This is a genomic window from Pedobacter sp. BAL39, from assembly GCF_000170795.1.
Lineage (GTDB): Bacteria > Bacteroidota > Bacteroidia > Sphingobacteriales > Sphingobacteriaceae > Pedobacter.
Genome location: NZ_ABCM01000021.1, coordinates 54,547 through 79,770, shown reverse-complemented (window position 1 = coordinate 79,770; position 25,224 = coordinate 54,547). Strand labels below are relative to the sequence as shown.

Annotated in this window: 20 protein-coding genes; 12 read left to right on the top strand and 8 right to left on the bottom strand. The window is 44.1% G+C overall.

The annotated features are described in order from the left end of the window. The first annotated feature begins 4 nt into the window (after positions 1-4). Complete coding sequence (gene galB / locus PBAL39_RS20900) at positions 5-2,470, top strand: beta-galactosidase GalB (protein WP_008245308.1); 2,466 nt, start codon at positions 5-7, stop codon at positions 2,468-2,470. Here galB and PBAL39_RS24870 read toward each other — a convergent pair. Beyond that, positions 2,436-3,242, bottom strand: coding sequence for a helix-turn-helix domain-containing protein (locus tag PBAL39_RS24870; RefSeq protein ID WP_008245307.1), 807 nt, complete (start codon positions 3,240-3,242; stop codon positions 2,436-2,438). The two genes, galB and PBAL39_RS24870, sit on opposite strands and share 35 nt — an antisense overlap. Before the next feature lie 205 nt (positions 3,243-3,447). Here PBAL39_RS24870 and PBAL39_RS25860 point away from each other — a divergent pair, with 205 nt between their 5' ends. The 5 genes from PBAL39_RS25860 to PBAL39_RS20875 all read left to right on the top strand — a co-directional run bounded on the left by PBAL39_RS25860 (position 3,448) and on the right by PBAL39_RS20875 (position 9,640). Beyond that, positions 3,448-3,570 (top strand): hypothetical protein, encoded by a 123-nt coding sequence (locus PBAL39_RS25860; protein WP_008245306.1) that lies wholly within the window; start codon positions 3,448-3,450, stop codon positions 3,568-3,570. A 72-nt stretch (positions 3,571-3,642) separates the two neighbouring features. Next, positions 3,643-6,627 (top strand): SusC/RagA family TonB-linked outer membrane protein, encoded by a 2,985-nt coding sequence (locus PBAL39_RS20890; protein ID WP_008245305.1) that lies wholly within the window; start codon positions 3,643-3,645, stop codon positions 6,625-6,627. A 51-nt stretch (positions 6,628-6,678) separates the two neighbouring features. Next, complete coding sequence (locus PBAL39_RS20885) at positions 6,679-8,253, top strand: RagB/SusD family nutrient uptake outer membrane protein (RefSeq protein ID WP_008245304.1); 1,575 nt, start codon at positions 6,679-6,681, stop codon at positions 8,251-8,253. A gap of 274 nt (positions 8,254-8,527) precedes the next feature. Beyond that, positions 8,528-8,968, top strand: coding sequence for a hypothetical protein (locus PBAL39_RS20880; protein WP_008245302.1), 441 nt, complete (start codon positions 8,528-8,530; stop codon positions 8,966-8,968). A gap of 120 nt (positions 8,969-9,088) precedes the next feature. After that, on the top strand, positions 9,089-9,640 hold the full coding sequence (locus PBAL39_RS20875) for a hypothetical protein (protein ID WP_008245300.1): 552 nt from the start codon (positions 9,089-9,091) through the stop codon (positions 9,638-9,640). A gap of 22 nt (positions 9,641-9,662) precedes the next feature. On the opposite strand, the gene PBAL39_RS20870 is transcribed toward PBAL39_RS20875, so the two are convergent. After that, positions 9,663-11,894, bottom strand: coding sequence for a S41 family peptidase (locus PBAL39_RS20870; protein ID WP_008245298.1), 2,232 nt, complete (start codon positions 11,892-11,894; stop codon positions 9,663-9,665). A gap of 222 nt (positions 11,895-12,116) precedes the next feature. Between PBAL39_RS20870 and PBAL39_RS20865 the strand changes: the two genes are divergently transcribed. Next, on the top strand, positions 12,117-12,932 hold the full coding sequence (locus PBAL39_RS20865; protein WP_008245295.1) for an SDR family oxidoreductase: 816 nt from the start codon (positions 12,117-12,119) through the stop codon (positions 12,930-12,932). Between the two features lie 23 nt (positions 12,933-12,955). Further along, entirely contained in the window at positions 12,956-13,867 is a 912-nt protein-coding gene (locus PBAL39_RS20860) for an AraC family transcriptional regulator (protein ID WP_008245293.1), read from the top strand. 20 nt (positions 13,868-13,887) lie between these two features. Here the strand turns inward: PBAL39_RS20860 and PBAL39_RS20855 are convergent, their stop codons facing one another. After that, positions 13,888-14,775 (bottom strand): LysR family transcriptional regulator, encoded by an 888-nt coding sequence (locus tag PBAL39_RS20855; protein ID WP_008245290.1) that lies wholly within the window; start codon positions 14,773-14,775, stop codon positions 13,888-13,890. Between the two features lie 31 nt (positions 14,776-14,806). Here PBAL39_RS20855 and PBAL39_RS20850 point away from each other — a divergent pair, with 31 nt between their 5' ends. From PBAL39_RS20850 to PBAL39_RS20835, 4 genes are all read left to right on the top strand, one after another. After that, positions 14,807-15,436, top strand: coding sequence for a hypothetical protein (locus tag PBAL39_RS20850; RefSeq protein ID WP_008245289.1), 630 nt, complete (start codon positions 14,807-14,809; stop codon positions 15,434-15,436). Positions 15,437-15,574: 138 nt separating this feature from the next. Continuing rightward, a complete protein-coding gene (locus tag PBAL39_RS20845) occupies positions 15,575-15,937 on the top strand; it encodes a VOC family protein (RefSeq protein WP_008245286.1) in 363 nt (120 codons plus the stop codon). Between the two features lie 10 nt (positions 15,938-15,947). Beyond that, positions 15,948-16,385, top strand: a complete 438-nt coding sequence (locus PBAL39_RS20840; protein WP_008245284.1) for an EVE domain-containing protein — start codon at positions 15,948-15,950, stop codon at positions 16,383-16,385. Continuing rightward, positions 16,378-16,833, top strand: coding sequence for a MarR family winged helix-turn-helix transcriptional regulator (locus PBAL39_RS20835; RefSeq protein WP_008245282.1), 456 nt, complete (start codon positions 16,378-16,380; stop codon positions 16,831-16,833). The genes PBAL39_RS20840 and PBAL39_RS20835 overlap by 8 nt, the downstream gene beginning before the upstream one ends. 306 nt (positions 16,834-17,139) lie before the next feature. Here PBAL39_RS20835 and PBAL39_RS20830 read toward each other — a convergent pair whose 3' ends face one another. From PBAL39_RS20830 to PBAL39_RS20810, 5 genes are all read right to left on the bottom strand, one after another. After that, positions 17,140-18,264 carry an AhpC/TSA family protein gene (locus PBAL39_RS20830; RefSeq protein WP_008245279.1) on the bottom strand — a complete coding sequence of 375 codons (1,125 nt, stop codon included), beginning with the start codon at positions 18,262-18,264 and terminating at the stop codon, positions 17,140-17,142. Between the two features lie 20 nt (positions 18,265-18,284). Next, positions 18,285-19,706 (bottom strand): RagB/SusD family nutrient uptake outer membrane protein, encoded by a 1,422-nt coding sequence (locus PBAL39_RS20825; RefSeq protein WP_008245278.1) that lies wholly within the window; start codon positions 19,704-19,706, stop codon positions 18,285-18,287. 11 nt (positions 19,707-19,717) lie between these two features. Next, entirely contained in the window at positions 19,718-23,074 is a 3,357-nt protein-coding gene (locus tag PBAL39_RS20820; RefSeq protein ID WP_198139862.1) for a SusC/RagA family TonB-linked outer membrane protein, read from the bottom strand. Positions 23,075-23,340: 266 nt separating this feature from the next. After that, positions 23,341-24,504, bottom strand: coding sequence for a FecR family protein (locus tag PBAL39_RS20815; protein ID WP_008245275.1), 1,164 nt, complete (start codon positions 24,502-24,504; stop codon positions 23,341-23,343). Between the two features lie 107 nt (positions 24,505-24,611). After that, positions 24,612-25,223 carry an RNA polymerase sigma factor gene (locus PBAL39_RS20810; protein ID WP_008245274.1) on the bottom strand — a complete coding sequence of 204 codons (612 nt, stop codon included), beginning with the start codon at positions 25,221-25,223 and terminating at the stop codon, positions 24,612-24,614. Position 25,224 lies beyond the last annotated feature (1 nt).

The window sequence follows — 25,224 nt, the reverse complement described above, 5'->3', positions numbered from 1 at the left end:
ACATATGAACATCAGAAAAAATACATTCAGCGGCTTAGGCTTAAAGCTGCTCGTCGCCTCTTTTTTTGCTTTCTCCTCCTCCTACAGCCAGACCCGTATAGAAATTGCATTAACGGACAACTGGAAATTCTTCAGAGGTGCAAATGAAAAGGCTTTTGAAAAAAACTATAACGACCGGGACTGGAAATCTGTCAAGGTTCCGCACGACTGGGCCATCTCTGGTCCATTCGACAAAGAGATCGACAAGCAGATGGTCGCCATCACACAGAACGGGGAAACCAAACCAACGGAAAAAACAGGAAGAACGGGTTCGTTGCCCTATACTGGTGAGGGCTGGTACCGAAATACATTGAAGATCCCTGCTTTGAAAAAAGGTCAGCGTACGTTGCTGCTCTTCGATGGAGCAATGAGTGAACCGCGTGTGTACCTGAATGGCAAGTTGGTAGGACAGTGGAATTATGGTTACAATAGTTTTTATCTGGACATCACCGACCAGGCATTGACGGGTGAGTTGAACAGCCTGGCTGTACATTTGTCCAACCGCCCCAAGTCGTCACGCTGGTATCCTGGCGCCGGCCTTTATCGCAATGTACATTTGATCATCAAGAATGAGCAGAGCATTGAACAATGGGGTGTTTCTATTACTACCCCGGTTATTAATGACCAGCAGGCTAAGGTTAACATTAAAACAAGGGTCACAGGTGAAAACATCCGTCTTGTGACGCAGATCCTGGATGCCCAGGGTAAAGAGTTGATTTCGGCCAACACGAATCAGCTTTTTGGTCAGGAGTTTGATCAGAATATTGCCGTTAAGGATCCAAACCGCTGGAGTCCGGAGCATCCGTATCTGTATACTGCAGTTTCTAAAGTGTATGAGGGTGATGTGCTGAAGGATGAAGTAAAAACCCGCTTCGGCATCCGGGAGATCAAGTACGAGGCCAATAAGGGCTTTAGCCTGAACGGTCAGGTGCGCAAATTTAAAGGTGTTTGCCTACACCATGATCTTGGCCCACTGGGCACAGCCATCAACACGGCGGCGTTGAGGAGACAGCTGACCATTCTTAAAGACCTGGGCTGCGATGCTATCCGAAGTTCACACAATATGCCATCCCCAGAACAACTGGAGCTGTGCGATGAGATGGGATTTATGTTCCTTGCGGAGAGTTTCGACGAATGGGCAAAACCAAAAGTTGAAAATGGATACCACCTTTATTTCGATACTGATGCGGAGAAGGATGTAGTGAACCTGGTGAAGGCCAATAGAAACCATCCATCCATTGTGATGTGGAGTTCAGGTAATGAAGTTCCCGACCAGTGGGGTGCTGAAGGTGTCAAGCGTGCAAAATGGTTGCAGGATATTTTTCATAGGGAAGACCCCACGCGGCCGGTTACCGTTGGTATGGACCAGGTTAAGGCGACGATGGAATCCGGCTTTGGTGCTTTACTTGATGTACCCGGACTGAATTACAGGGTGCATTTATATCCCGAAGCCTACGAGGCCTTCCCGCAAGGTTTTATCCTGGGGTCTGAAACAGCATCGACAGTGAGCTCCAGAGGAATCTATAAATTCCCGGTTGTGAAAGGGGCGGATAAGCAGTATCCGGATCTGCAAAGCTCATCTTATGATTTAGAGTACTGTTCCTGGTCTAATGTTCCTGATGATGATTTTGTCTTGCAGGATGATAAGCCCTGGGTAATCGGGGAATTTGTGTGGACAGGGTTCGACTATCTTGGAGAGCCTACACCGTACGACGAAATGTGGCCATCACGGAGTTCATATTTCGGCATCTGTGACCTGGCGGGCATACCCAAAGACCGGTATTACCTTTACCGCAGTCGCTGGAATAAAGACAAGCCTACACTGCATTTGCTCCCGCATTGGAACTGGGAAGGTAGGGAAGGGGAGACTACACCTGTGTTTGTTTATACCAGTTACAATAGTGCCGAACTGTTTCTGAATGGAAAAAGCCTGGGTATACAGAAGAAAAGTAAAGATACACCACAGCACCGCTACCGGTTGATGTGGAACGATGTGAAGTACATGCCTGGCACGCTGAAGGTAGTAGCCTATGATGATGCTGGTAGGCCTGCAGCGGAAGAACAGGTAGTGACCGCGGGTAAGCCCCACCATATGGTTCTGGAAGCAGACCGGAAGGAAATTGCTGCGGATGGAAAAGACATTTCCTTTGTAACGGTATCGGTCGTAGATAAAGATGGGAATCCATGCCCTACCGCCAGCATGTCGCTTAAATTTGATGTAAAAGGGGAAGGGGTGTTCAAAGCGGTATGTAACGGCGATGCGACCTCCCTGGAGAGTTTTGAGCAACCAACGATGAAGCTGTTCAGCGGAAAACTGGTCGTGCTGGTACAGTCGACCACGAAATCCGGAGACATCACATTACATGTGACCGGTCCCGCGCTGGAAAGTAGCAAGATCAAATTGCAGTCCGCCGCGGTAGAGACATTGTAGCAATATAGATACTGGGTGGCATGCCGTAGTGTTTGTGGAAATCTCTGGAAAAGTTAGACTGAACGGAATATCCCACCATTGAGGCTACCTGGGTAATGTTGTAGGTTTTCTGGGATAACAATTCTGCTGCTTTCTTTAGCCGGGAGATGTTGATGAGTTCATTTGGAGTGGAATCTGAAAGCCCTTTGATCCTTCTGTATAAGGTGGGGCGACTCATGTTCATCAATTTCGCCAGCTCATCCACATTTAGCTCAATGTCCGAAATGTTGTCGTAAATGATGGTGTTGAGCCGGCGTATAAAGTCCTTTTCCAATGTTTCCTGATCGGTGTTTTCCTGATATAAGGGGAGGGGGTTGCTGCTGTATTCCCCTTCCTGTAAAATAGGAATGGACAGCCGGAGGAAACTCCGTCCTTCTTCAGCGGGGATCAATTTTAAAGAGCCCTTGTGTAATTCGACCAATGCCCGCGGGGTCAGTATTCTTTCCGTAGGTATGAGGGCTCCATCATTATGGATGTCGACGTTAAACCTGTTGTCATCACTATTAAATGGCCGTAGTTTAATGTGGACCTCACGTTCTGCACATTTGACCGCATTGTAGCTAAGTGCCCACAGTGCTTTTTTCAGCGCATCTTTGTCCACAAAAGCGATTAGGGTCATCCGTGGTAATGAAAATTCATATCGCAATTGTTTGCTCTTGACCAGCGCGCTGAGGCCGTTGAGCACTTCAGACAATAATTCGTTGATATCTGTTTTAGTAAAAATAAGGCTCATATTACTGATTCTGCTTCTCTAAATCTGACAACTGATGGTTATACGATTGACAGCTGGTAGGCCGGCCGGCTTTCATATCAATCTAAAATAATAAATAAAAGTCAAAAAAGATACGCTGTGATATAAAAATGAGACGCTAAGAATGAGCTTACACCATTCATTTGTTGATTTTTATGTAATACTATCAACAACCAAATATAGACGTATGACTTTCCTAGAAATTTCTCCGGGAGAAACCCCTGGCTTATTTTATTACAAAAATGGCCATCCCGGCATCCCACTACATCAGGAAGACATTGATGACCCCATTCCGGGCGATGCTCCCTGAGTATCGCATTTGAATGTAATCACATTTGGTTGCCAGTAATCTCTAATCAATTAACCATCAATCAAAAAATGTATGAAAAACAAAGTGTTTGCACAATGTGTAATGATGCTGACTTTCCTGCTCGCATCGATGATCGTCCGTGCCCAGACAAAAGTCCTGACAGGAAGGGTTGTCGATGAGACGGACGGCCCCCTGATCGGTGCAACGATTAAAGTGAAAGGCAGTACAGCAGCCACCCTTACTGATAAAAATGGTGCCTTTTCCCTCAACGTTCCTGTCAGCGCACAGACATTGGAAGTCTCTTTTATTGGTTATGAGGTCAAGCTGGTGCCGATTACTGGAAATGACCTTAAGATCTCTCTCAAACCAAGTAGCAATCAGGGATTAAATGAAGTGGTGGTCATTGGTTATGGTACTGCCAGAAAGAAAGACCTTACGGGATCTCTGGTGACCATCAGTGAAACAAAGTTCAATAAAGGGATCATGACCAGTCCCGACCAGCTGATACAGGGAAAAACCCCGGGAGTAATGGTGATCAACAATACCGGGCAGCCGGGAGGTGCGGTGACGGTACGCATCCGTGGAAACTCTTCCATCAGAGCGAGTAACAATCCATTGTTTGTATTGGATGGTGTTCCGATGTCCGGCAATTCGCCGCTGCCTGAAGGCCGCGGAGGATTTTCATCAGATAGAGGTAACCCGCTGAGTTATTTGAATCCCGGAGATATTTCCAGCATGGACATCTTAAAGGATGCCTCTGCAACAGCAATATATGGATCCCGCGGCGCCAATGGTGTGGTGATCATCACCACCAAAAAAGGTAAAGAAGGACCTCCGGTACTTTCTGTAGGTGCTTCAGGGGGAGTCTCCAACATGCGTGAGTATCCCGATGTGCTGGATGCAGGAAGATTTAGGGAAGCATTACAGTATTATACGCCCACAGAAGCGGCGAATGCCGATTTCGGTACCAGTGAGGATGCTTTTAAAGCAATCACACGGGATGCCGCTACCCAGAACTATTATGCTGACGTATCGGGAGGTACCGAACATGGAAAGTACCGTTTGTCCGGTGGATACCTGAACCAGAATGGTGTCATCCGTACTTCACAGTTAAAAAAATATACCGCCAACTTTACCGGCAACTTCCGGTTTCTGGAAAATAAAAGGCTTGGGGTAGACTTCTCGCTGTTCCTCACACAAATGGACAACAAGTACGCGCCGATTAATGCCACTGTAGGTTCTGAAGGTAACGTCATCTCACAGGCACTTCAATGGAACCCTACGCGGCCATTACGGGATGAAAATGGAAATCTGACCTTTGTGAGTGCCACCACCCGAAATCCGCTCACCAGCTTAGAAGCTTTTAAAGATCAGGCAGTCACCAATACAACAGTGGTTAACGTAGCTCCCTATTATAAGATTACTGACGATCTGGAGTATCGCTTTATTTACAGCGTGATGCGTCAGACAGGTATGCGCGAAGGTATGTATCGTGCAGGACTCATCGATCCTTCAGCATTAAACAATGAGCAGGCTTTTATCTCCAATAATGGCGAAACAAATATGCAGCTTACCCACATGCTCTCCTACAACAAACAGGTCAGCAAAGACTGGAACATAAATGCAGTTGCCGGATACGAGTATCTTGATTACAAATACAACAACAACATTTCTTTCGGTGGTGGATTCCGCTATGCAGGTCTTGACTACTTTGATTACCTGCAATATTCCCCGATCTCTACAAGAGAGGTTTCGTCTTACCGGAACCCGACCAATCAGCTGCAGTCGCTATTTCTGAGAGGTGGTGTCAATTACCTGGACCGCTATTTATTTACGGCCACGGTAAGGAGAGACGGATCGACCAAATTTGGTGCAAACAACAAATATGCAGCGTTCCCTTCTTTGGCCGTGGCATGGAACATTGCCGAGGAAGAATTTCTGAAATCCAATACGAAGATCAATCAGTTGAAAGTCAGATTGGGCTGGGGTAAAACTGGAAACCAGGAGTTTCCTTCCGGTGCTTCCCTGAACAGATTGGTTTTTAGCAATCAGAGTATCAGTCAGGCCAATTATGGCAATCCAGACCTGAAATGGGAAACCTCGACGACCATCAATGCGGGGGTAGATTTCGCCCTTTTTGACAACCGTATTTATGGGTCGGTAGATTATTTCAACAAGAAGACTACGGATGCTTTATTTGAGCAAACGCTTGCTCAGCCTGCCCCTGCGGGAAGGATCTGGGTGAACCTGGACGGAGAGATTGTGAATAAAGGTGTTGAAGTCTCGCTGACAGGTACTATCGTCAAAAATACCGACTGGACCTGGGACCTTACCGGTAATGCTACATTTCTTAAAAATAGTGTAAGCGGTTTGGTAGGTTATTATGAAACTGGGGCATTGAGAGGCCAGGGCTTCTCCGGCGTTTTGGGACAGAGGATGGTCAATGGTCAGCCATTAAATGTATGGTACCTGGCGGTTCATGATGGCATTGACCCTCAGACAGGCAGAAGCATGTACCGTGGCCTTGACGGCAGCAGCAGTACTGCGAACGACCCCGCGATCAATAAGTTCTATTCAAATAGTCCCAATCCGACAACATTATTGGGTATTTCCAGTAACGTTTCTTATAAAAAACTATCATTGGCTGTGAATATGAACGGCGCCCTGGGGCATTACCTGTTTAACAATACCGCCGCTACGACCATGGGCTTAAGTAACTTGTCGTCAAGAAATATAGGATCAGCATTTTTTAACCAGTCTGTTAAGGAATCTACCTCCAACTCGGCTGCGCCTTCAACACGTTTTCTCGAGAAAGGCGATTACCTGAAGCTGGCGAACCTGACGCTGAGCTACCGTTTTGGTGATATTGGCGGTGCACTTAAAAACTTAAACGTTTCGCTCACCGGACAGAACCTCTTTATTATTACCAGCTATACTGGATTCGATCCTGAGGTCAATACAGATGGTACCACCAATGGTATTCCATCGCTGGGGATTGAATATTTGCCTTACCCACCTTCAAGAAATGTGCTGTTAGGTGTCAATTTCTCACTTTAAAAGCGAAATACAGGTCACCACATAAGTTGGATATTATTAAAAAATAAGCAGATGAAATTAAGATCTTTATTATACATCACCATCGTTGGTTCAGTGGTTACAGGCAGTTTATCCTGTACCAAGCTAAACGAGGAATTTAAAGGTGAGCTGCAGGAAGGCGGCGCATCGAATGTGGAGCCAGGGGCTTTACTTACCACCGCATATACTTCTTTGAACACACCCTATCAGCAGGAACAGCGTTGGGTGATGCAGGAGATATCCACAGATGCAGCAATTGCTCCTACACGGGGTGGCGACTGGGATGATAACGGGATGCACCGCGCCATCCACCTTCATTCCTGGAATGCTGACAACGGGTATATGAACAATACTTTTGTCAGTCTGGGCACTGCGGTATATAATGCGTCTAACGTGTTGAAATACCAGCCTAGTGCGCAACTGGCTGCGGAAGCAAGGTTCATAAGGGCTTTAGCGATGTTCGATCTGTTGGATCTTTATGGTGTGGCACCGCTCAGGGATGGTGCTTCTATTGAAGATTTCAGGGTGCCACCAGAAGTGCTGCAGCCACAGGCAGCAATCGATTACCTGGTTAAGGAGCTCAATGAAATATTGGCCAGCTTACCGCTGAACGGACCAACGAGAGCTTTTGAAGCCAATAGAAATGCAGCAAAGGTGCTCTTAATGAAAATTTACCTGAATAAAGGGACATTCCTCAACCGGCAGTCGCCCGCCTTTGCCAAAGAAGATATGGATAAGGTGGTGAGCCTTGCCAAAGAGATTACCATGAGTGGTCTTTACAGCGTATCGGCAACGGGCAAGTATTTTGATAATTTCGCTCCCGACAATGATGTGAAGTCGACCGAGAATATTTTCACCCTTTACAATAAAAATGGTGAACGGGGAGGGGCTATAGACAGAACATGGAACACTGTTGCCCACTATAACCTGAATCCCGGGGGATGGAATGGCTGGTGTACGCTGTCAGACTATTATGATAAATTTACCGAAACGGACGAGCGCAGGGGTATTTATTATGACTATGCTGCGGATACCACCTCAAACAAGAAAAAGGCATTCCATCGTCAGAATGTTGGTTTTTTTGCCGGCCAGCAGTATAATTGGAGTACCAATCAACCGCTGATGGCCAGGAATCCACCTAACACACCCTTGGTTTTCACCAGGGAGGTGACGATCCGTACCTCTGGTGCCACGCTGGAAACCGCGGGCATCCGGCCGATGAAATATGCCTTTGACTATGCCGTTACCGGTCAAAGAAATAACGATTGGGTGGTATATCGTTATTCTGATGTGTTGCTGATGGAGGCTGAAGCCATGCTTAGAGGCGGTAATGGTTCAGCAGCTGAAGGGCTGACAATGGTAAATGACATCAGGGACAAGCGTGGTGTCACTGCCTATACCTCGTTAACACTGGATAATTTGCTGGACGAACGTGCACGTGAACTGTACTGGGAGGGCTGGAGAAGACAAGACCTGATCCGCTTTGGCAAGTTTTTACTGGCCTGGCAGGAAAAAGCTGCCGATCCGGATCCTAAAACGCTGGTCTATCCGATTCCTAGTCAGCAAATTGCTGTTAACCCTAATTTGAAACAAAATACAGGTTATTGATACAGCGTATGAATTAAGGATTATAGGTGGTCATCAACGATTACCGGTCATCATTAAAATAGTAGTTGTTAGTTAAATAAACGGTTCCCGGATTATTAACCGGGGGCCGTTTCTATTTTGAGCTGAGATTGATAATTTTGACCGGTCTGCGCGCAATGGCTTCCGCGAATAGTCGCTCATCTCTTTCATTTACTAAAGCATAGCAATCACATACTATTTCTTAAATATACATTGAAGATATCGAGGTATCATTGTTTCATAAAACCTGATAACTATGAAAAACCTATCTATGATGATGATGCTTGCATCCGTCTTGTTCCTTTCGTGTAAGAAAGATCAAAATGAAACACCCGACAATACTTTAGCCATCCGGATGTCTAATGAGCTGATTGCTTCCATTAATAACAATGAGGTGGCCAGTGAAGAAGTATTGAACTATTTCGCAAAAGGTAATCCCGTGGTAACTGATAAAGAGGTGTCGTTAAAAGTTGGTGGCCAAACCAGGGTACTTTCCGCGGATCAGGAATTTGCGGTGACAGCGGCAGCCGCTACTTCAGTGCAGACTGAATCTGTACAGGGTAAATCAAAGCCATGGAAGGATTGTCGTTATACAGTACTGGTGCAGGACTATGGAGATCATATCAATTATCTTCCTATTTCCAACAGCCCTGGCTGTCCCGATCTTCCGAAATTCAGTATTGATGTTGTGAATTAATACGCGCTCAGATTTCATTTCTTAAATATCCCGCCATTGGATTGGAATAAATAGTTTTATATTGTTCTCTTCTGATGGCGGTTATTGCTACAGATGAACGTGTAATGCGATGATGGTGTAATGAAGAAAATATTTAAAATAATAGGCCTGATCTGCCTGGGGTTGATAGGCGCAGCCGTGCTGCTTATTGCGATATTCTGGGGAAGCGTGGAATGGGGGCAACATGTAAAACGGCAGGAAAGGATCGCTTATCAGAAGGAGGTTTGTGATACGATGAAGGTGGTGACTGGCAGGTTCGATTTTGAACTTAGCGGATTCAATAATAAAAAACTAAAGCGTGTTCACTTTTACATTGTCCGGGATCAGAAGATTTTTAAGGACAGCCTGGTTAAAATCAGTGATAGCCTGGCCGACGACCGCAAGATTGCTGTATTGCCATTTGCGGAATTTAGAACTACCGATACCATTGTCTTAGAAGCCGAAGACAGTTATTTTTCACTCTCTGGGTTGCATTACATAGCAGAGCAAAATTACGGAATGTTTGGCCCTGTTGGCCCATGCGATTGCTTCCCGACGACATTTCAGCTGTTGAACGGAAAGCCATGGGGGGCCTACAACAATTGGTTGATGAAGAAAGATGGGCTTTCTGGCTTTAGCGGTCAAATCAAATAATGCTGATTTTGATAAAGTGACACTATTTTTTAACGATGACTTCCTTTGCCCTTTCCAGCAGCTCATCGACACCTTCGGAGATCCCCTTGATGGTCGGGCGGACAGTTTCATCTATTTTTACTCCCTTCTGCTGGGCATTGGTTCCATCAGGATAATACACACCGATTCCCGAGAAATAGGTAGAAAAACCACCTGGTAGGACGATCCTGGAGATGTTACCGTCTGCCCCGGCTGAGGCGCTTCCTATTACTTTCGTCCGTCCGGAGGTCTGGAATGCCATGGTTACAAATTCGGCGTTGCTCTGTGTGACCTCATTGACCAGGATGATTACCTTGCCTTTGTAGGCATTTTTGTTCTTTTTGCCAACCGTTATGGAGGGCGATAGCGTAAACTGGCCGGGATTTGCTATGGAGCCAATGGTAAATCTGACAAATGGTTCGGGCTTATCCAGTATGTATTCGCTGATGGTGGCATTGAGGTCGTCAATGGGATACCCACGCATATCGACAATCATGCCTTTCGTATGCGCAAAAAGCCTTTTCAGGCTATCCATGTTTTCTTTCTTTAGCTTGTTTCCCTGTACATATCCAATGTTTTCATCCAGCAGGCGAAAAGGCTGATCACTGTCCTTTCCATAAAAAGCGCTGAAGTTGATTTTGTCGCTCTCTACACCGATAATTGTTTTTTCTTGTTTAGTGCCTTCTCTTGTAATCTCTATAGAAAACTCCTGACGATCAGATCTGAGTAGGTAGTTGCCTGGCATGTCGCGCATGATGGCGCTGATGTTGGACCCAGGACTGTAGGGGCTAAATGTTTTGATTAGCTCCGCTACTGGTTTCCCATTGATCTTGTCAATCACATCGCCCGGGGCGATCTCTTTTTTTATCTTCTGATTGTCGGTTAAGTATTCGGTAACCACAAGCTTGTCTTCAATATATTTCGCATCGAAAGGCAGCCTGTACTTACCGGAGCTGGATTGATAGACGCTGCTGCTCAGGAAGCCGTGGCCATCCCTGATGCTGCAGATGAGTCTGGCCAGCACCTGATGGTATTCATTTTTGTCTTTTGCTTTGAGTATTTCAGGAATGTAGAGTGGCAGGATCCCATTCCAATCTGTTTCCGTAACTGCCCGGTTGGGGTTGAAGTACTGCACCATTGCCCAGTAGCGGTAGAGGGCAAGCAAACGGATTCCTGCATCCGGATAAAAACTTGCGGAATAGAACTTCTCATTCTCGAATAATGGGTTTCCAACGCCTGGGGTAAGACTGATGTAATGACTTGTCTTGATGTCATTGTTGGTGAGTATGTACTGCAATTTATTTCTTAAGGATTGACTCAGCAGGTCATCTGAGAACATGCCCGCATAATCAGGTTGCAGGACAATATTTTCTTTCTTTTTTCCGGAAGGTTTGCGGAATGATAATGGATTAATCTGTCCCAGTTGATCTACCCATTTTTCGATGATATTGGAGAATGTGCTGTCGTTTTGCGTACTGATGATCTCTGGCAGATGTTCAAAGAGTTGCCGGTCCCAGTTGTACTTTCCTGCAGTGATCATTGGGTGGTGGTATTTGAGAAATGCCCAGATCTTGCCGGTTGCGCTGAGACGCCTGATGATTTCCGGGGAGAGCGGAATGGTATTTATTCTGGAGGATTCATCATACAGCGTATCGCGGACCAGTTCGGGGGGAGCCGGCGTGATTTTCTCTATTAAGGTTCCATCCAGATAAAGCCTGAGTCCGTCTACCCATATTTTGCCTTTCCCAAAAAGGAGTGCCCCGAAATGGATGCTCTTTGCGTTAGCCTGGTCGTAAGGAATCTGAATGGCGTATTCTTTCCAATCCTGACTGCCTTTCAAACCCTGGCTCTCCATCAGGTCGCTGGCCAGTTCGTCCTTTTCGCCATCAACGCGCATCCATAGCCCGGCCCAGCCATCGCTTACATTCTCTGTCCTGATGCTGCCCACCAGCGACAAAAGTTTCCCATTGAGTTTTTGTGTGCTGGATTGTACAATGGCATTCCCAACAATGGGTTTGTCGCCAGCGGAAATGCTGACTGAATATTTCCCTTTGGCCTTGATGAGGCTGTCGAGCTGTATGGTATAAGTGTTTTCCTTATAATAACTGAGGTCCCATCCTACAGGGTTTCCCGTTTTATCCAGCTCCTCGAAGCTGCCGTTGATCTGGATCTGTGCAATTGCAGGAATGGAAAAAAGGAAGGTGGACAGGAGCAGGAGGAGGTTAATGAACTTCATGTCAGAAAGTTAAAAGGATTTTTAGGAAATGTAGCTTGTTGCATCTGCCTTTAACTTATTTTAACTTTTCAAACGGGTTGATGGTGTGCTGAGCGGCTTGAGGATGTCTTGTCGATACATTGGAGAAATAGTGCCATGAAATGTATAAGTAATCCGTTGAAATGTATAAACCTCCTGTTTCATGTCAGTTGATCTTTGTGATAGAAATTAAAACAAAGAAACATGAAAAGTACAATATTGATTACAGGAGCGTCTTCCGGATTTGGAAAGGAGTCGGCCAAACTATTTCAAAGAAATGGCTGGAATGTGATTGCGACCATGCGATCTCCTGAAAAAGAGACAGAATTGAATAATCTGGAAAATGTACTGGTAGTTGGCCTGGATGTTCAGGATCCGGGATCCATTGAGAAGGCCATCAGAGTAGGAGTGGAGCACTTCGGGCAAATCGATGCGTTAATCAACAGCGCAGGATATGGATTGATGGGTGTTTTCGAATCAGCAAAAGCGGAACAGATCAAAAACCTTTATGAAGTAAATGTCTTCGGGTTGATGGAAGTGACTAGACAGGTGCTGCCGTATTTAAGAGCAGGGGGAGCTGGAGTAATTGTCAACCTTTCATCGATTGCAGGTGCAGTAGGTCTGCCGTTTGGGACACTCTACAACAGCTCCAAGTTTGCTGTGGAGGGTTTCTCGGAAGCACTTTCCCACGAACTTTCCGAACTCAATATCAAAGTGAAAATTATTGAGCCCGGAAGCATTGCCACAAACTTCAGGAACGGAGTGGTGATGATCGAAAATCAGATTCCTGTTTATGATCCGATCATGGCGTCTTCCTTTCCACGCTATCATCAGCTGACTGATCATTTGGAGCAATCAAGTGTTACTGACGTTGCGCATACCATTTATGAGGCTGTAGTGGATGGGACATCGCAATTGCGCTATATTGTTGGAGCAGATGCACATTTTTTTATTGATCAGAGAGGCCAGATGAGTGATCAGGAGTTTCTCGCACGGATCCGTCAATACTTCATCGGTTAATCAGCATATTGTTATCTTTAGCTATGCAGCAGAAAATTGTGGAAGTAAAGTCAATCAGTCGTTTGCATGAGTTTTATGGCTGTGCGAAACCCAGACATCCGCTGATTTCGGTCATCGATTTCGGAGAAATTGACCGTTCAACGATGCGGGCAGATATTTTTGAGTATGCGTACAGGATGGACCTGTACGCTATCTTCTGCAAAAAACATCATGGGCCTTTAAAATATGGAAAGCGTTATTATGATTTTAATGAAGGCTCTTTGATGTTTCTTGCTCCAGGTCAGTTGATCACACCTGAGGCTGAAAGCCAAGTGGAAACCGGGTGGGGACTATTTTTTCATCCTGAGATGTTGAATGGGTCTTCGCTGTCTGGCAGGATAGATGGTTATTCTTTCTTTCATTATGATGTGAATGAGGCCTTGCACGTCTCAGATCAGGAGAAGTCCATACTGAATGGTTGTCTGGCGAATATCGAACGGGAGTATACGAACAACCTGGATGCACATAGCCATGATCTGATTCAATTTAATATTGAGTTACTACTGGGATATTGTCAGCGGTTTTATGGCAGGCAGTTTTTAACCCGGGAAAAAAGTAGCAGAGACATTGTACAGCGTTTTGAATTGTTGCTTAAATCTTATTTTCAAAATGAGAAGCCTTTGCAAAGGGGCATTCCTGATGTCAGATATTTTGCCACGGAGCTATGCCTGTCTGCCAACTATCTTTCCGATTTATTAAAAAGGCATACAGGAAAAACAACACAGGAGCACATCCATTTTCAGCTTGTCGATAAAGCGAAAGTAATGTTGTGGGACTCGGACCGGCCGGTAAGTGAGATTGCTTATGAGCTGGGCTTTGAACATCCCTCTCATTTTAACAAACTCTTCAAGTCGAAAGTAGGTAAATCGCCAGGAGCGTTTAGGGGGGCTGATTGAGGGTACTGCCGAGGGGTTTGTCATATAACATAGTCTTCAGCATAATTTGCCAGTAATGCTGATAGTGTCGCCGCAGATTTTTTCTGATAGGCGCCTGAAGGCCAGGTGATGTTCGCCATGCGTGTCATTCCTTCGCCCGTGATTTTAACAGCTTTTAGGTCCGGATGGCTGAATATGGAGGAGCCCATCAGTATGGTTCCCCATCTGCCGCTGTTGACGAGGTGTAGAAGTGTATTGATGTCGTTCACCTCCATCTTAAGATCAAGCGACAAGTTGTTCCGCTGTAATAAGGTATCCAGGTAATTTCTGATGCTGTAACCACTGGAAGGTAACAGTAAAGGAAGGCTGTTGAGATTCTTAATGCTGATTTGCTTTCGGTCGGCCATTGGGTGACTGGTATGTACAATAAGTGCCAGACATGAAGAAAATAAAGGTGTTGTGTGATAACCACCGTTTTTCTCTTGCTGAGAAAAAGATAACATGAGGTCAAGCTGACCTTGCTCCAGTTTGGCAATTAACTCCTGTGTGGTGCCGAAGCTAATTTGCAACTGTATGTTGGGGTATTGCGCTGCAAACTCCAATACGGCCTTGGTCAATAAATTTGTCAGCCCATAGGTTACCCCGATCGTTAACGCGCCGGTATTTAGCTTCATCATGTCCTTTAGCATGTTCTTGCCGTCTTCGGAATCCTTTATCGTTTTTTGAGCATAGGGTAGAAAAGTCTTGCCCGCTTCTGTCAATCTTACCCTTTTTGCGATGCGGTCAAACAAAGGGATGCCCAATTCTTCTTCCAGCTGTTTGATTTGCTGCGACAATGTGCTTTGGGTGATAAATAATAAATTGGAAGCCTCAGTAAAGTTTTGTAGTTCGGCTGCCTTTGCAAAATATTTAAGTTGGCGAAGTTCCATTTTCAAATTTATAAGTTAATCGGAATTAACGATGAACTATATCGAAAATAAACGTTTAGACGATAATATATTTAGTCTCACCTTTGATTCATTAACGAAGAACAATTTTATGGAAATTACACAAACACCCGAAAATGCGCTTTCACACTCCACAGTAAAAGCCATCATTAACGCACCAATAGAAAAAGTAAATATTGCAGATTGGTTGTTCAATCTTCCAGATGCGGAATATCAAAAATGTTCCACCGCCCATATCGCAGCAGGTTTTACGAGAACTCCGGAAGGGGAGCCGATGTCGATTAACGTGGAGACCATTGGCAATGCGCTGATCGTACAGCATTACGTGGCGACAGAATATAGGGCTGACTATTGCCGCATGTTATCGGTGTCGGATTCCATCACTGCGAATGGACGGAGCAAAGTTCAGGTGCTCTGGGAGCTCAAGGTCACCAGGCTGGACGATAATACCTGCCAATACACCAATGAAATTCATGCCACAGCAACGCCTGAATTTTTCGAGTTTATGAAACTTCACAACATAACGATTGCTCAGGCAGCACATGATCGTCAGGTGGCTTCGGACGCACACAACCATGAAGAAACGCCACTTTTTGCTAAAAGCATAGAGAAAAAAGCACTTACCGGAGAATATGGCATTTAAAGATTGGGTAATTGTATTTCAATGATCATTGAAATTATCCTGAATCCAATTCCTTAATTCCTCAAATCATTAAACTGATAATATATTTGGATAATGTTGTCGTGTATACTATATTTGTGACAACAAAAAGTATGTGCTATGAGAAAACTAGAATTTGCATCCCTTCAAGTTAGGGATCTTGAGACTTCAAAAGAGTTTTACACGACCAAATTGGGGTTTGAAGAAGCAGGGATTCCCAACCCGCAAGCCTGTGTTTTTAAATACAATAAAGGTGAGGCAAGTTTTGCCATTAGAACACCCATTGGTAATTTGGAAGGAAAGGAATTAGGGATTGGTGCCTCACTTTGGTTTGCTATTGATGAGGAAATAGAGGATTTGCAGGAACAGTTATTAGCTAGGAAAGTGACACTGCTGGGCCCGATTCAGGTGACCCCTTTCGGAAAAATCCTAATTGCTAAAGACCCTGACGGTTACAACATCACCTTTCTGAAGTCAAACTAATCCTATTGATATGAACAGGGGCATAAAATACTGGGTCATCGTAGCTTCGAAGGACCATGTGAAAACGGGGATAGCTGAAGGCATTGCACAGACCTGCCATGGCAAGGCGTCGCCTTTGAAAAGAATGCGCAAGGATGATTTTATTATCTATTATTCGGGAAAGCAGACTATGGGAGAACGGGAGGTGTGTCAGAAATTTACCGCTATCGGAAAGGTTATTGATGACGAGATCTATCAGGCTCAGGTATCCGAAGACTTTTGCCCATCAAGACGTAACATTGATTTTTTTCCAAATAGGGATGTTTCCATTTTGCCATTAATTCCCGACCTTGACTTTATCAGCAATAAGAAAAGCTGGGGCTATCCGTTCCGTTTTGGTTTCTTCGAGATCAACCAGCATGATTTTGAACTGATCTCTTCACAAATGCTGCAAAAAGACTATGCCTAAAAAAATTGAATTTCATTTTAAAAAGCCAGAAGATAGTCCGGGGTACCTTCTGGGCCAGCTGACCATGTTATGGCAGCGGAAACAAAAGCGTGTCTTAGATCCTTTGGACCTGACACATACCCAATTTGCGCTGCTCTGTGCATTGGCATGGTTGTCCAGGGATAGTGATAAGGTTACGCAGGTTGATATCGCCAATCAGGGGAACGCGGACAGGATGATGGTATCAAAAGTGTTGAGGACACTGGAAGAAAAGAAATTCATCACCCGATATGAGCACCCGACAGATACCAGGGCGAAAACGATCAAGCTGACTCCAGAGGGAGAAGTAGTGCTGCAAAAGGCAATCGTAGCTGTAGAGACTGCCGATCTGGATTTCTTTCACAAGCTGGGGGCGGATCTGACGACCTTTAATTCAAAGATGGCGGAACTTATCGAACAGAATACTTGAAATTGATCCGGTCTTGGGTCATAAGTTATACGCAGATAAAAAACAATTTTTAAATAAAAAAGCCTTTAGCGTTTTGATGCTAAAGGCTTGATTTTTAATGTAGCCCACACTGGACATTTCTCGAACTATTTTATGTAAGATCTAAGAAGATTGCTCTTTAAAACGGGTTTGAGCCCAGTCCGGCCATGTGCTATTTAGTGGTTCAGTTTAGTAATCGGTAATCATTCGGCGTTTAAACGCCAATTTACTATTAAAAGAGTGCTGCATTATACTATGCACAATCTCCCGTAACCTGGCGATGTTTAACTATAGAATTTCTGCAAGTTTTTTTTCCAATTCTTCACCGCGTAAATTCGATGTAATGACCTTTCCCGTAGGATCAATTAAGTAGTTAGTGGGTATCGCACCTACAGCATAGAGTTTGCCGGCAGCATTATCAAAGCCTTTCAGGTCGCTCAATTGTTCCCATGGCAATTTATCCTCCTTGATTGCTTTTATCCAGGATTTTCTGTCCTTGTCCAGAGAAATGGCTAGTACAGTGAAATTCTTATCTTTATATCTCTGGTAGGCATTCAGCAAATTCGGGTTTTCTTCCCTGCATGGTCCGCACCAGCTTGCCCAGAAATCAATTAGTACATATTTTCCTCGCAGGCTGGAGAGTGCTACGTTCCGACCAGCGGTATCTGGCTGCCGGAAATCAGGTGCCATTGCCCCAACAGCCAGGCTGCGCTGTATGTTCAAACTCTGGCGAAGCTTTAACCCAAGAGCATATTTGCCGGCGGGTGTCCGATCTACCATCCGCATTAAGCTGTCTGCGGTCGATATCCGGGAGTATTTCATGAGCATTTCCACAAGTTCGAGCGAAAACGCGCTGGAAGGGTGCAAATTCACAAAACTTGAGATCATTGCAGATACTGTATCTATGACTTTCCGGTCGGCAATTTTACCCTCTCTTAACATCGCCACGCTGTCGTTCTTTGCCTTGGCTTCATTGTAAGGTTTGTATAAATTTGCAGTAAAATTAGCTACGTTTTTGTTGAAGGCGGGCGCAAACTCATCCACCAATGCCTGTTCTTTGGAGCCCTTTATTTTGGCTTTGTATAAGCTGTCTGTGTTGCCGGTTAAATAGATCATCGAATTGTTCTCTATAAAAAAGTTTGCAATATCCATCATACGGTTCCGTCCCTTGATCATCAGGTTGAATAATCTGGGATCAGGGATACTGCCGGTAAAAGAAAAATGACCGTCGGCGTCCGTAAATGTGCTGTCTTTATACTTGGTATTAGAAACGCTTTTTGCTTCTTCCAGATATATTTGTTGCTTTGACGCATTTAGGATGGTACCTTTTAGAACAAACTGGTTCTGTTTTTTTTGCTGTGCATGTGCAGCGATTGAAAGTAGCATGGTAAGCAGTACGAAGTATTTTTTCATAAAATTTATTTTGATTAATGTTAATAACCTGGATTCTGATCTAGATTTTTATCGATTCCTATCTCATACGCTGGAATAGGCATCAATTGTTTATAAGGCTGCCATTCGCCTCCTTTTGTTGGTGTAACCACTGTCATCACGTCATTCACACGGCCGGTACGCTTTAAATCAAACCATCGGTGGCCCTGCTCGCAAAACAGTTCAACTTGTCTTTCTTTCATCACTGCATCCAGAAGTGCAGGCTGGTTATTGGCCGGGGTATTTCCTAAACCGGAACGGTTACGGATCCTATTGATATCTGCTTGTGCACCATCTACGTTATTTAAATTTGCACGTGCCTCTGCCCGTATCAGATACTGTTCCGCCAGGCGCAGTAAGGTTAGGTATTCTGGTTTAGAGGCTGCTAGTACCGGCGTATTGGCTTTGTACTTATATGAGAACAGGTAATTTACACCAGAAATATTCGCTGTTCCGATCCAATTTGCTTTCCTTTGATCGTTTGCCTCGAAAGCCTGTTCCAATTGAGGACTGATAGACGCAGGGCTTGATGAAGTGCCTATGGAATTGGTAAGCACGAATGTGCGCGCATCAAATAAAGCATAGTTGTTCTGAATAACAGCCTGCAACTGAAATATGGATTCCTGAGTATTTTTCAGGAATACTGAAGAAGGGGCAACCAGGGAGAACATAGACGTGTTGTCAATCAGAATCGAAGCGGCGGCTTCTGCCTGTGCCCATTGTTTATCATAGAGGTAGATACGTGCCAATAATGCGGTAGCGGCCCAATAGGTCGGGCGTACCCTTTCGGCATTTCCTGGAGAATAAGGCGTTAATGCATCGCCATTTAAGTAATTTTTGCTCAGTTTACCCTGTGCATCCTGTAAATCGGCGATCATCTGCGCATAAATATCAGAAACTTCGGCACGTTTGGCCATTAGGTACGACCGGTAATCAGACTTGATGACGAGCGGGACTCTACCATAAGTGTTTACGAGGTAATAATAACACAGTGCTCGCATGAATTTGGCTTCGCCCACCAATTGCAGTTTGAGTTGTGAATTCAGTTTAGTACTGTTCTCTATGCCTTCAATAGCGACATTGCAATTGTAAATAAGGGTATAAGTTGTGCCCCAATAAATTTCGGTATCAATGTTCACATTATTCTGGTAAAGTTGTGTATATGGTGAAACCGCATTGAGATAATGATTTTTAAGTTCATCAGAAGCGAAACCCATATAGGTTGTTGCGTAGCTGGTCAGCACGTTATTGGTCTCAGCGATCCGTATATATAATCCGTTCAATACCGATGTTGCGGTTTCATTTGTAGCATAAACAGTGGATTCTGTCAGCCTGTCGTCAGGCGGATCAAGTTCAACAAATTTTTTGCAGCCGGAGGCCAGGGTGAATGAGATAATAGTGATTATAAAATGTAGGTATTTCATTTTCGTAAAATTTAAAGGTTAACTTGTACACCCAGTACGAATACTCTGAGGGGTGGAAGTGTGGAAAACGACTGGGTTTCCGGATCACGCCCCTTATAGGAGGTTATGGTGAAAAGGTTCTGTGCCGAAACGTTGACACTTGCATTTTTTACCCTCAGCTTATTTTTAAAAGCAGTAGGTAATTGATAAGAAAGGGTTACATTTTTTGCGCGGATATAAGACGCGTCTACGTAACTGGCATCGCTCTGCGCCCAGGTGCCAAAAGCCCGAATACCTTCAGAGGATTGTGTAAAACGCTGATATTTTGCCTGGTCGCCCGACTGCTGCCATCTGTCCAGAAATTGAATGGGAACATTGCTCTGTGAAGTTGAGATCTGATCATAAAGGTCGGTACTAAAAAAGCCTGGTGCAAGATCTGTTAAACTTAGTCTGCCTACCTGTTTCACAAATTGCAGAAATACATCAAGCTGTAGGTTTTTATACCGGAAACTGTTATTTAATCCTCCAAAATACTTCGGCAAGGTATTTACGCTAGTAACCTGATACTCACTATACAGGTTCACATAGTTGCCGGCACCTGAACCCACTGTTCCATCTTTTTTGAGGGCTGTGTACAAACCTGTATTCGGATCAATGCCTTTATAGATCCAGGCATAGCCTCTGCCATTAACCGGCTGGCCAATTTCAAGAATACCTGCATAATTTGAATTTTCCAGGTCATCAAATTTTAGCAGCTTATTTCGATTAAAGGAGATGTTAAAAGCAGAGGTCCATTCAAAGTTACCAGAGGCGATATTCCGGGTATTTAAAGTAAGCTCTAAGCCCGAGTTTTCTACAGTAGCCGGGAAGTTATAGCTTGGGATGCCGTTAAAACCGGTGAATGTAGGGATACTATAGTTTAACAATTGGTTGGAACTGCGGTTTATGTAATAGGCTGCAGTTGCCAGGATCCTGTCCTTAAAAAAACCAAGGTCCATTGCAAATTCAAGCTTGGCATTTTTTTCCCATGCCACGTCCGGGTTTGCCAGAGTGCGCGGGTAAAATCCGGTCAATCCCTGATAAGTATTTACACCCCTGCTTTGATACAGATCATAATAAGCATAGTTGCCGATGTTGTCATTGCCGCTGGTACCGTAACTGGCCCTCATCTTACCCAGACTGAGAAACGGGACTGTATTTTCAACCAGTTTTTCAGATGAAAATATCCAGGCAGCAGCGGTGGAATAGAAATTACCGAACTGTTTGCCAGGGCCAAATCTGGAGGAGCCATCCCTTCTTGCAGTAAAGTTGAGAATATATTTATCAGAAAGATTTGCGTTCAGCCTGCTGTAAATCGCATTATATTTGTATTGATATGAACCCCCATCTCCAGAGGCCAACTGGCCGGCATTGGATAAATTGCCGATTACGGCATCACTAACAAAGTTTGTACCCACAAAGTAATGGCCCTCATTATCTGATTTCTGAAAAGTAGTACCTGCCAGTGCACTTAACTTGAAGTCGTTCAGTCTGACCTCATAGCTCAGCTGTGGCTCGACAACCCAGGTTTTTTGCTGATTGATGGTATTGATCAAGACGGGAAGGGTGGAAGCAGGAACTACTGAAAGGTATAAAGGCGAATAAGAAGAAACCGGCTGTTTAATTTCAATGTTGCTGTTTAGGTTTGTGAGTCCGATATTTGCAGTAAAAATAAGTCCTTTTACAATCTGATAGGTTGGTTTCAAACTGAGTACAATGTTATCCGTTTTATTGTTGTAGGTCCGCGCTACATTGGCATAAGGGTTACTCGCATTATCAAAATTCGGTCCTCCGAAATTTAATGTCCCGTCTGGGTTAAAAGAGTCCGGCGCATTGGGTGCCCTCAGCGTGTACAGGGTAAGGTCACTCTGAGAATTCAGATTATTATCCCTGAGGAAACTGCCGGAAAAATCAATCTTTAGTTTTTTGTTTTTTGAATAGGTGGTGATGTTAAAGTTAAGTCCGCCTCTTTTATCATCAAAATCACCTGGTGCTAAGTTTCCTTGCCTGTTGAATGTACCTCTAACGGCATATTGAACCATTTCATTACCGCCGGTAAGTGATAGGTTGACGTTCGTGTACGCCGCAAACTGACCAATTAATTCTTTCTGCCAATCGGTATTTGCCGTTTGGCTCCATGTGCCATTGACATCAAAATTGGGGTCATTAGGCGAAGTTGAGATATTTGGTACAGCGAGGCCATCATTTTCGAAAGCCTCACGGCGCATATCCAGGTATTGCTGCGTACTCATTAACTGGAGTGGTTTTGGTGCAGTCATAAAACCCTGGTTAATGTTCACCCCGAGGGACATCTCGCCGATCTGGCCTTTTTTGGTGGTAATCAGGACCACGCCGTTTCCACCCCTGGAACCATAGATCGCGGTGGCATCGGCATCTTTTAGAACAGATATACTGGAAATATCATTCGGATTGATATAGTTTAGTGGATTGCCTTGCGGACTGTTTGTTAAAACGCCGTTACCGCCGTTATTTCCGAGCGGATCCATCAGCAGGGTAGACTGATAGGGAATACCATCAATCACAAATAAAGGATCATTGCCAACCAAGTTGTTTAGGGAAGACCTGCCCCTGATCAAAATATTTACTGATCCATTGGTTACCCCGCTGGTTTGCGTGATCTGCAAACCGGCAACTCGGCCCTGCAGGGCAAGTAAAGGATTGATGACCGGCTGTTTTTCAATGTCCTTTGCAGTAACGGTAACGGTATTACCGGTAGCTAATTTTTGTGTTTCCGTATAATAGCCCTTATTTACAATGACTTCAGAAAGGTCATTTGTTGCAATTAACAGTTTAACATTCAGCTGGGAAGCTGCTTTCACTTCCCGGTTTAGATACCCGATATAACTGACGATTAACACATCCGCTTCTTCAACATTCTGTAAATAAAAGGAACCGCTTTGATCAGTCGTCACTGATCTTTTCGTGCCTCTGACCGTTACTGTAGCACCGGCCAGCGGACGTTCATTCTCTTCTGTCACTTTCCCGGAAACATCGATAGTTTTGGAAAAATCGATAATCTTTTCAAATATGGATTTCTGCACTGCTCTAATCACCACGGCTTTTTCTTCTATGGCATATTCTAAAGATTGGTTGGCCAGGCATTTTTCCAGTACAGTTTCCAGGGGCTCATTGGTCACGGTAATGCTTACCGGTTTTTTGGTATCCAGCAGATCTTTGTTGTACAGGAAGTCATAACCTGTCTGGTTGTGGATTTCCCTGAAGATCTTTTCTAAAGTCGTTTTTTTTTGGTTTAGCGTAACACGCTGCGCGAGCGTGGCGGCGCTGACCTGCATCAGGCTAGCTATTAATATTACGGTGGTGAATCGCATAATCAGCCAAATTTGGTTGGTAAACCGGCAGGGCATACCAATTTTGTTAGTATAAATTTTATACATTTGTTTAGTTTGGTTCTTGCAGCTGCCTTTAAGTTTCGAAGCCTGGGGCACCTGCGTTTAAATAGTTGATTTAGTTATTGACGATGCCAAACATCGACCATGTCCCGATCACCATCGGGATTTGGTTTTTTAAGCCTTAGCTTTCCTGTCGTAAATATTCTTTCATTTTGGTTGGTTTAAGTTGATTTGATATGAACTGGTTATTTGCTTACATATACTTTCCGCCCATCTATCCGGAACCGGACAATGCCCGTTTTTTCCATTAACCTCAGCACGGTGGACAAGTTCCTTGTTCTTGATAAAAAACCACCAAACCGGAAGTTTTCAGGGACATCTGATTCATATACGATATCGACATTGTACCATCTGGCAATCTTGCGCATATTGGTTCTGAAATCGTCATTTTTGAATAAAAACTCGTTGTTTTTCCAGGCAACGGTCTCCCTTGGATCGACCTCCTGAACAGTAACTCCATTATTGCTTACAGTGGCCTGCTCATTTGGTTTAAGTATTTTCCAGGTATCCGCGGTGCTGAGCTTAATACTACCCTCTAATAAGGTTGTCCTTAGTGCCGGTTCATCGGCATAAGCATTGATGTTGAAATGGGTACCCAAAACTTCTACTTTCTGTTTGACTGTTTTGATGATAAAGGGATGTACTTTGTCTTTAGTGATCTCGAAATAGCCTTCACCCGAAAGTTCTACCCTTCGGTCTTTGAGGTTATTGAAAGAAGTTGGGTATTTTAAGGAAGAGGCTGCATTTAAAAACACAAGTGAGCCGTCAGGCAGGCGGACCTGCATCTGCTCGCCACGGATAGTGGTCAGCGTATTGTACTCTAATTTTCCCGAACCGTTGTCCGCAATTTCGTAAATGATCTGCCCATCTTTGTTCTTGAAGATCCTCACACCGGATTGAGTGGCTATTTTTCCAGGTTTCAATTCATCAATCGGGATCTTTTCGCCACTGGCAAGGGTTAGTGTTGCTTTGTTTTTTCCTGGTGCAATATCATTTACATAATCAATTTTTAGATCAGTTGTAGGATAAGCTACGTAAAAATAGAAACCTATACTTGCAACCAATAAAACCGAAGCGGCAGCAGTGATAATTGACCAAAGACGTACTTTTGTACGCTTTATATGCGTTTGATGTTGAAAAACATTTCGTAAAACAGTAGATTTTTGATATTCAGTCAGTCCGCACTCCTGATTTGGACGCTCATAATCATTGCTAATCAATTCTTCGATCTCATTAGCAAATACGGGATCGTTTACGTAATCCCACAATTCATATTTTTCTTCTTCTGATGCCTTTTGATCCGCATATAAATTGAAGATTTCACGAAGTCTGTTATTTGTCTTATCCATCAGGATTGGTATTAAGGTGAGTGTAGCTTAATCCTTTACTAATGTTGACTTAAAAAGTGGGAGTGTAGGGTTAGTTGTAAGTCTTTTTTTTAATAAAAAGATAGCAATCAGTTGATATTCAATGTGTTTAATTTAAATAAAGCAGCTATCAACACGGGGTATAGCAAGGCATGCTTTCTGAAATGTGAGCGAATTTTTCGGAGCGCCTGTTTCATATGAGCCCTCACTGTTTCTGTTGAGATATTCATTTGCAGCGCGGCTTCTTCATATTTCAAACCATCCTGATGACAAAGCTTATAAACCAGCCTTTGCTGCGGAGCAAGCTCTTGTAAAGCGATGTTGAGGATATTTACGGCATCGTTGTAATCAAGCAATTGTCCGGTAGAATCATCAAACTCTGTATGATTTTTTTGAAATTTAAGGTTAGACTCCGCTTCATTAGACAATTTCCTAAGTACATCAAAAATATGGTTGCGGACGGTACGATTTAAATAACCGCCAAAATTATCAATAGTTTTGAGCCGGTTCCTGCCTACCCATATTTTAATAAAGATATCTTGCACTATTTCCAGCGCCTGGTCTTCAGAATGTGTCAATCGCTTACTATGCACAAACACATCACTTTGATAGTGGTTGAATAAAATGCCGAATGCGTGTTGATCACCTTCAGCTATTTTAGCTAATACAGCTATTTCATCCTCCAGGGGCTTTACTGCCATT

Coding starts and splice junctions, on each gene's coding strand:
- PBAL39_RS20885 (WP_008245304.1), top strand. CDS start 6,679: ATGAAATTAAGATCTTTATTATACATCACCATCGTTGGTTCAGTGGTT.
- PBAL39_RS20855 (WP_008245290.1), bottom strand. CDS start 14,775: ATGGAACTTCGCCAACTTAAATATTTTGCAAAGGCAGCCGAACTACAA.
- PBAL39_RS20835 (WP_008245282.1), top strand. CDS start 16,378: ATGCCTAAAAAAATTGAATTTCATTTTAAAAAGCCAGAAGATAGTCCG.
- PBAL39_RS20860 (WP_008245293.1), top strand. CDS start 12,956: ATGCAGCAGAAAATTGTGGAAGTAAAGTCAATCAGTCGTTTGCATGAG.
- galB (WP_008245308.1), top strand. CDS start 5: ATGAACATCAGAAAAAATACATTCAGCGGCTTAGGCTTAAAGCTGCTC.
- PBAL39_RS20815 (WP_008245275.1), bottom strand. CDS start 24,504: ATGGATAAGACAAATAACAGACTTCGTGAAATCTTCAATTTATATGCG.
- PBAL39_RS20825 (WP_008245278.1), bottom strand. CDS start 19,706: ATGAAATACCTACATTTTATAATCACTATTATCTCATTCACCCTGGCC.
- PBAL39_RS20845 (WP_008245286.1), top strand. CDS start 15,575: ATGAGAAAACTAGAATTTGCATCCCTTCAAGTTAGGGATCTTGAGACT.
- PBAL39_RS20880 (WP_008245302.1), top strand. CDS start 8,528: ATGAAAAACCTATCTATGATGATGATGCTTGCATCCGTCTTGTTCCTT.
- PBAL39_RS20890 (WP_008245305.1), top strand. CDS start 3,643: ATGAAAAACAAAGTGTTTGCACAATGTGTAATGATGCTGACTTTCCTG.
- PBAL39_RS25860 (WP_008245306.1), top strand. CDS start 3,448: ATGACTTTCCTAGAAATTTCTCCGGGAGAAACCCCTGGCTTATTTTAT.
- PBAL39_RS20820 (WP_198139862.1), bottom strand. CDS start 23,074: ATGCGATTCACCACCGTAATATTAATAGCTAGCCTGATGCAGGTCAGC.
- PBAL39_RS20870 (WP_008245298.1), bottom strand. CDS start 11,894: ATGAAGTTCATTAACCTCCTCCTGCTCCTGTCCACCTTCCTTTTTTCC.
- PBAL39_RS20810 (WP_008245274.1), bottom strand. CDS start 25,223: ATGGCAGTAAAGCCCCTGGAGGATGAAATAGCTGTATTAGCTAAAATA.
- PBAL39_RS24870 (WP_008245307.1), bottom strand. CDS start 3,242: ATGAGCCTTATTTTTACTAAAACAGATATCAACGAATTATTGTCTGAA.
- PBAL39_RS20840 (WP_008245284.1), top strand. CDS start 15,948: ATGAACAGGGGCATAAAATACTGGGTCATCGTAGCTTCGAAGGACCAT.
- PBAL39_RS20875 (WP_008245300.1), top strand. CDS start 9,089: ATGAAGAAAATATTTAAAATAATAGGCCTGATCTGCCTGGGGTTGATA.
- PBAL39_RS20865 (WP_008245295.1), top strand. CDS start 12,117: ATGAAAAGTACAATATTGATTACAGGAGCGTCTTCCGGATTTGGAAAG.
- PBAL39_RS20830 (WP_008245279.1), bottom strand. CDS start 18,264: ATGAAAAAATACTTCGTACTGCTTACCATGCTACTTTCAATCGCTGCA.
- PBAL39_RS20850 (WP_008245289.1), top strand. CDS start 14,807: ATGAACTATATCGAAAATAAACGTTTAGACGATAATATATTTAGTCTC.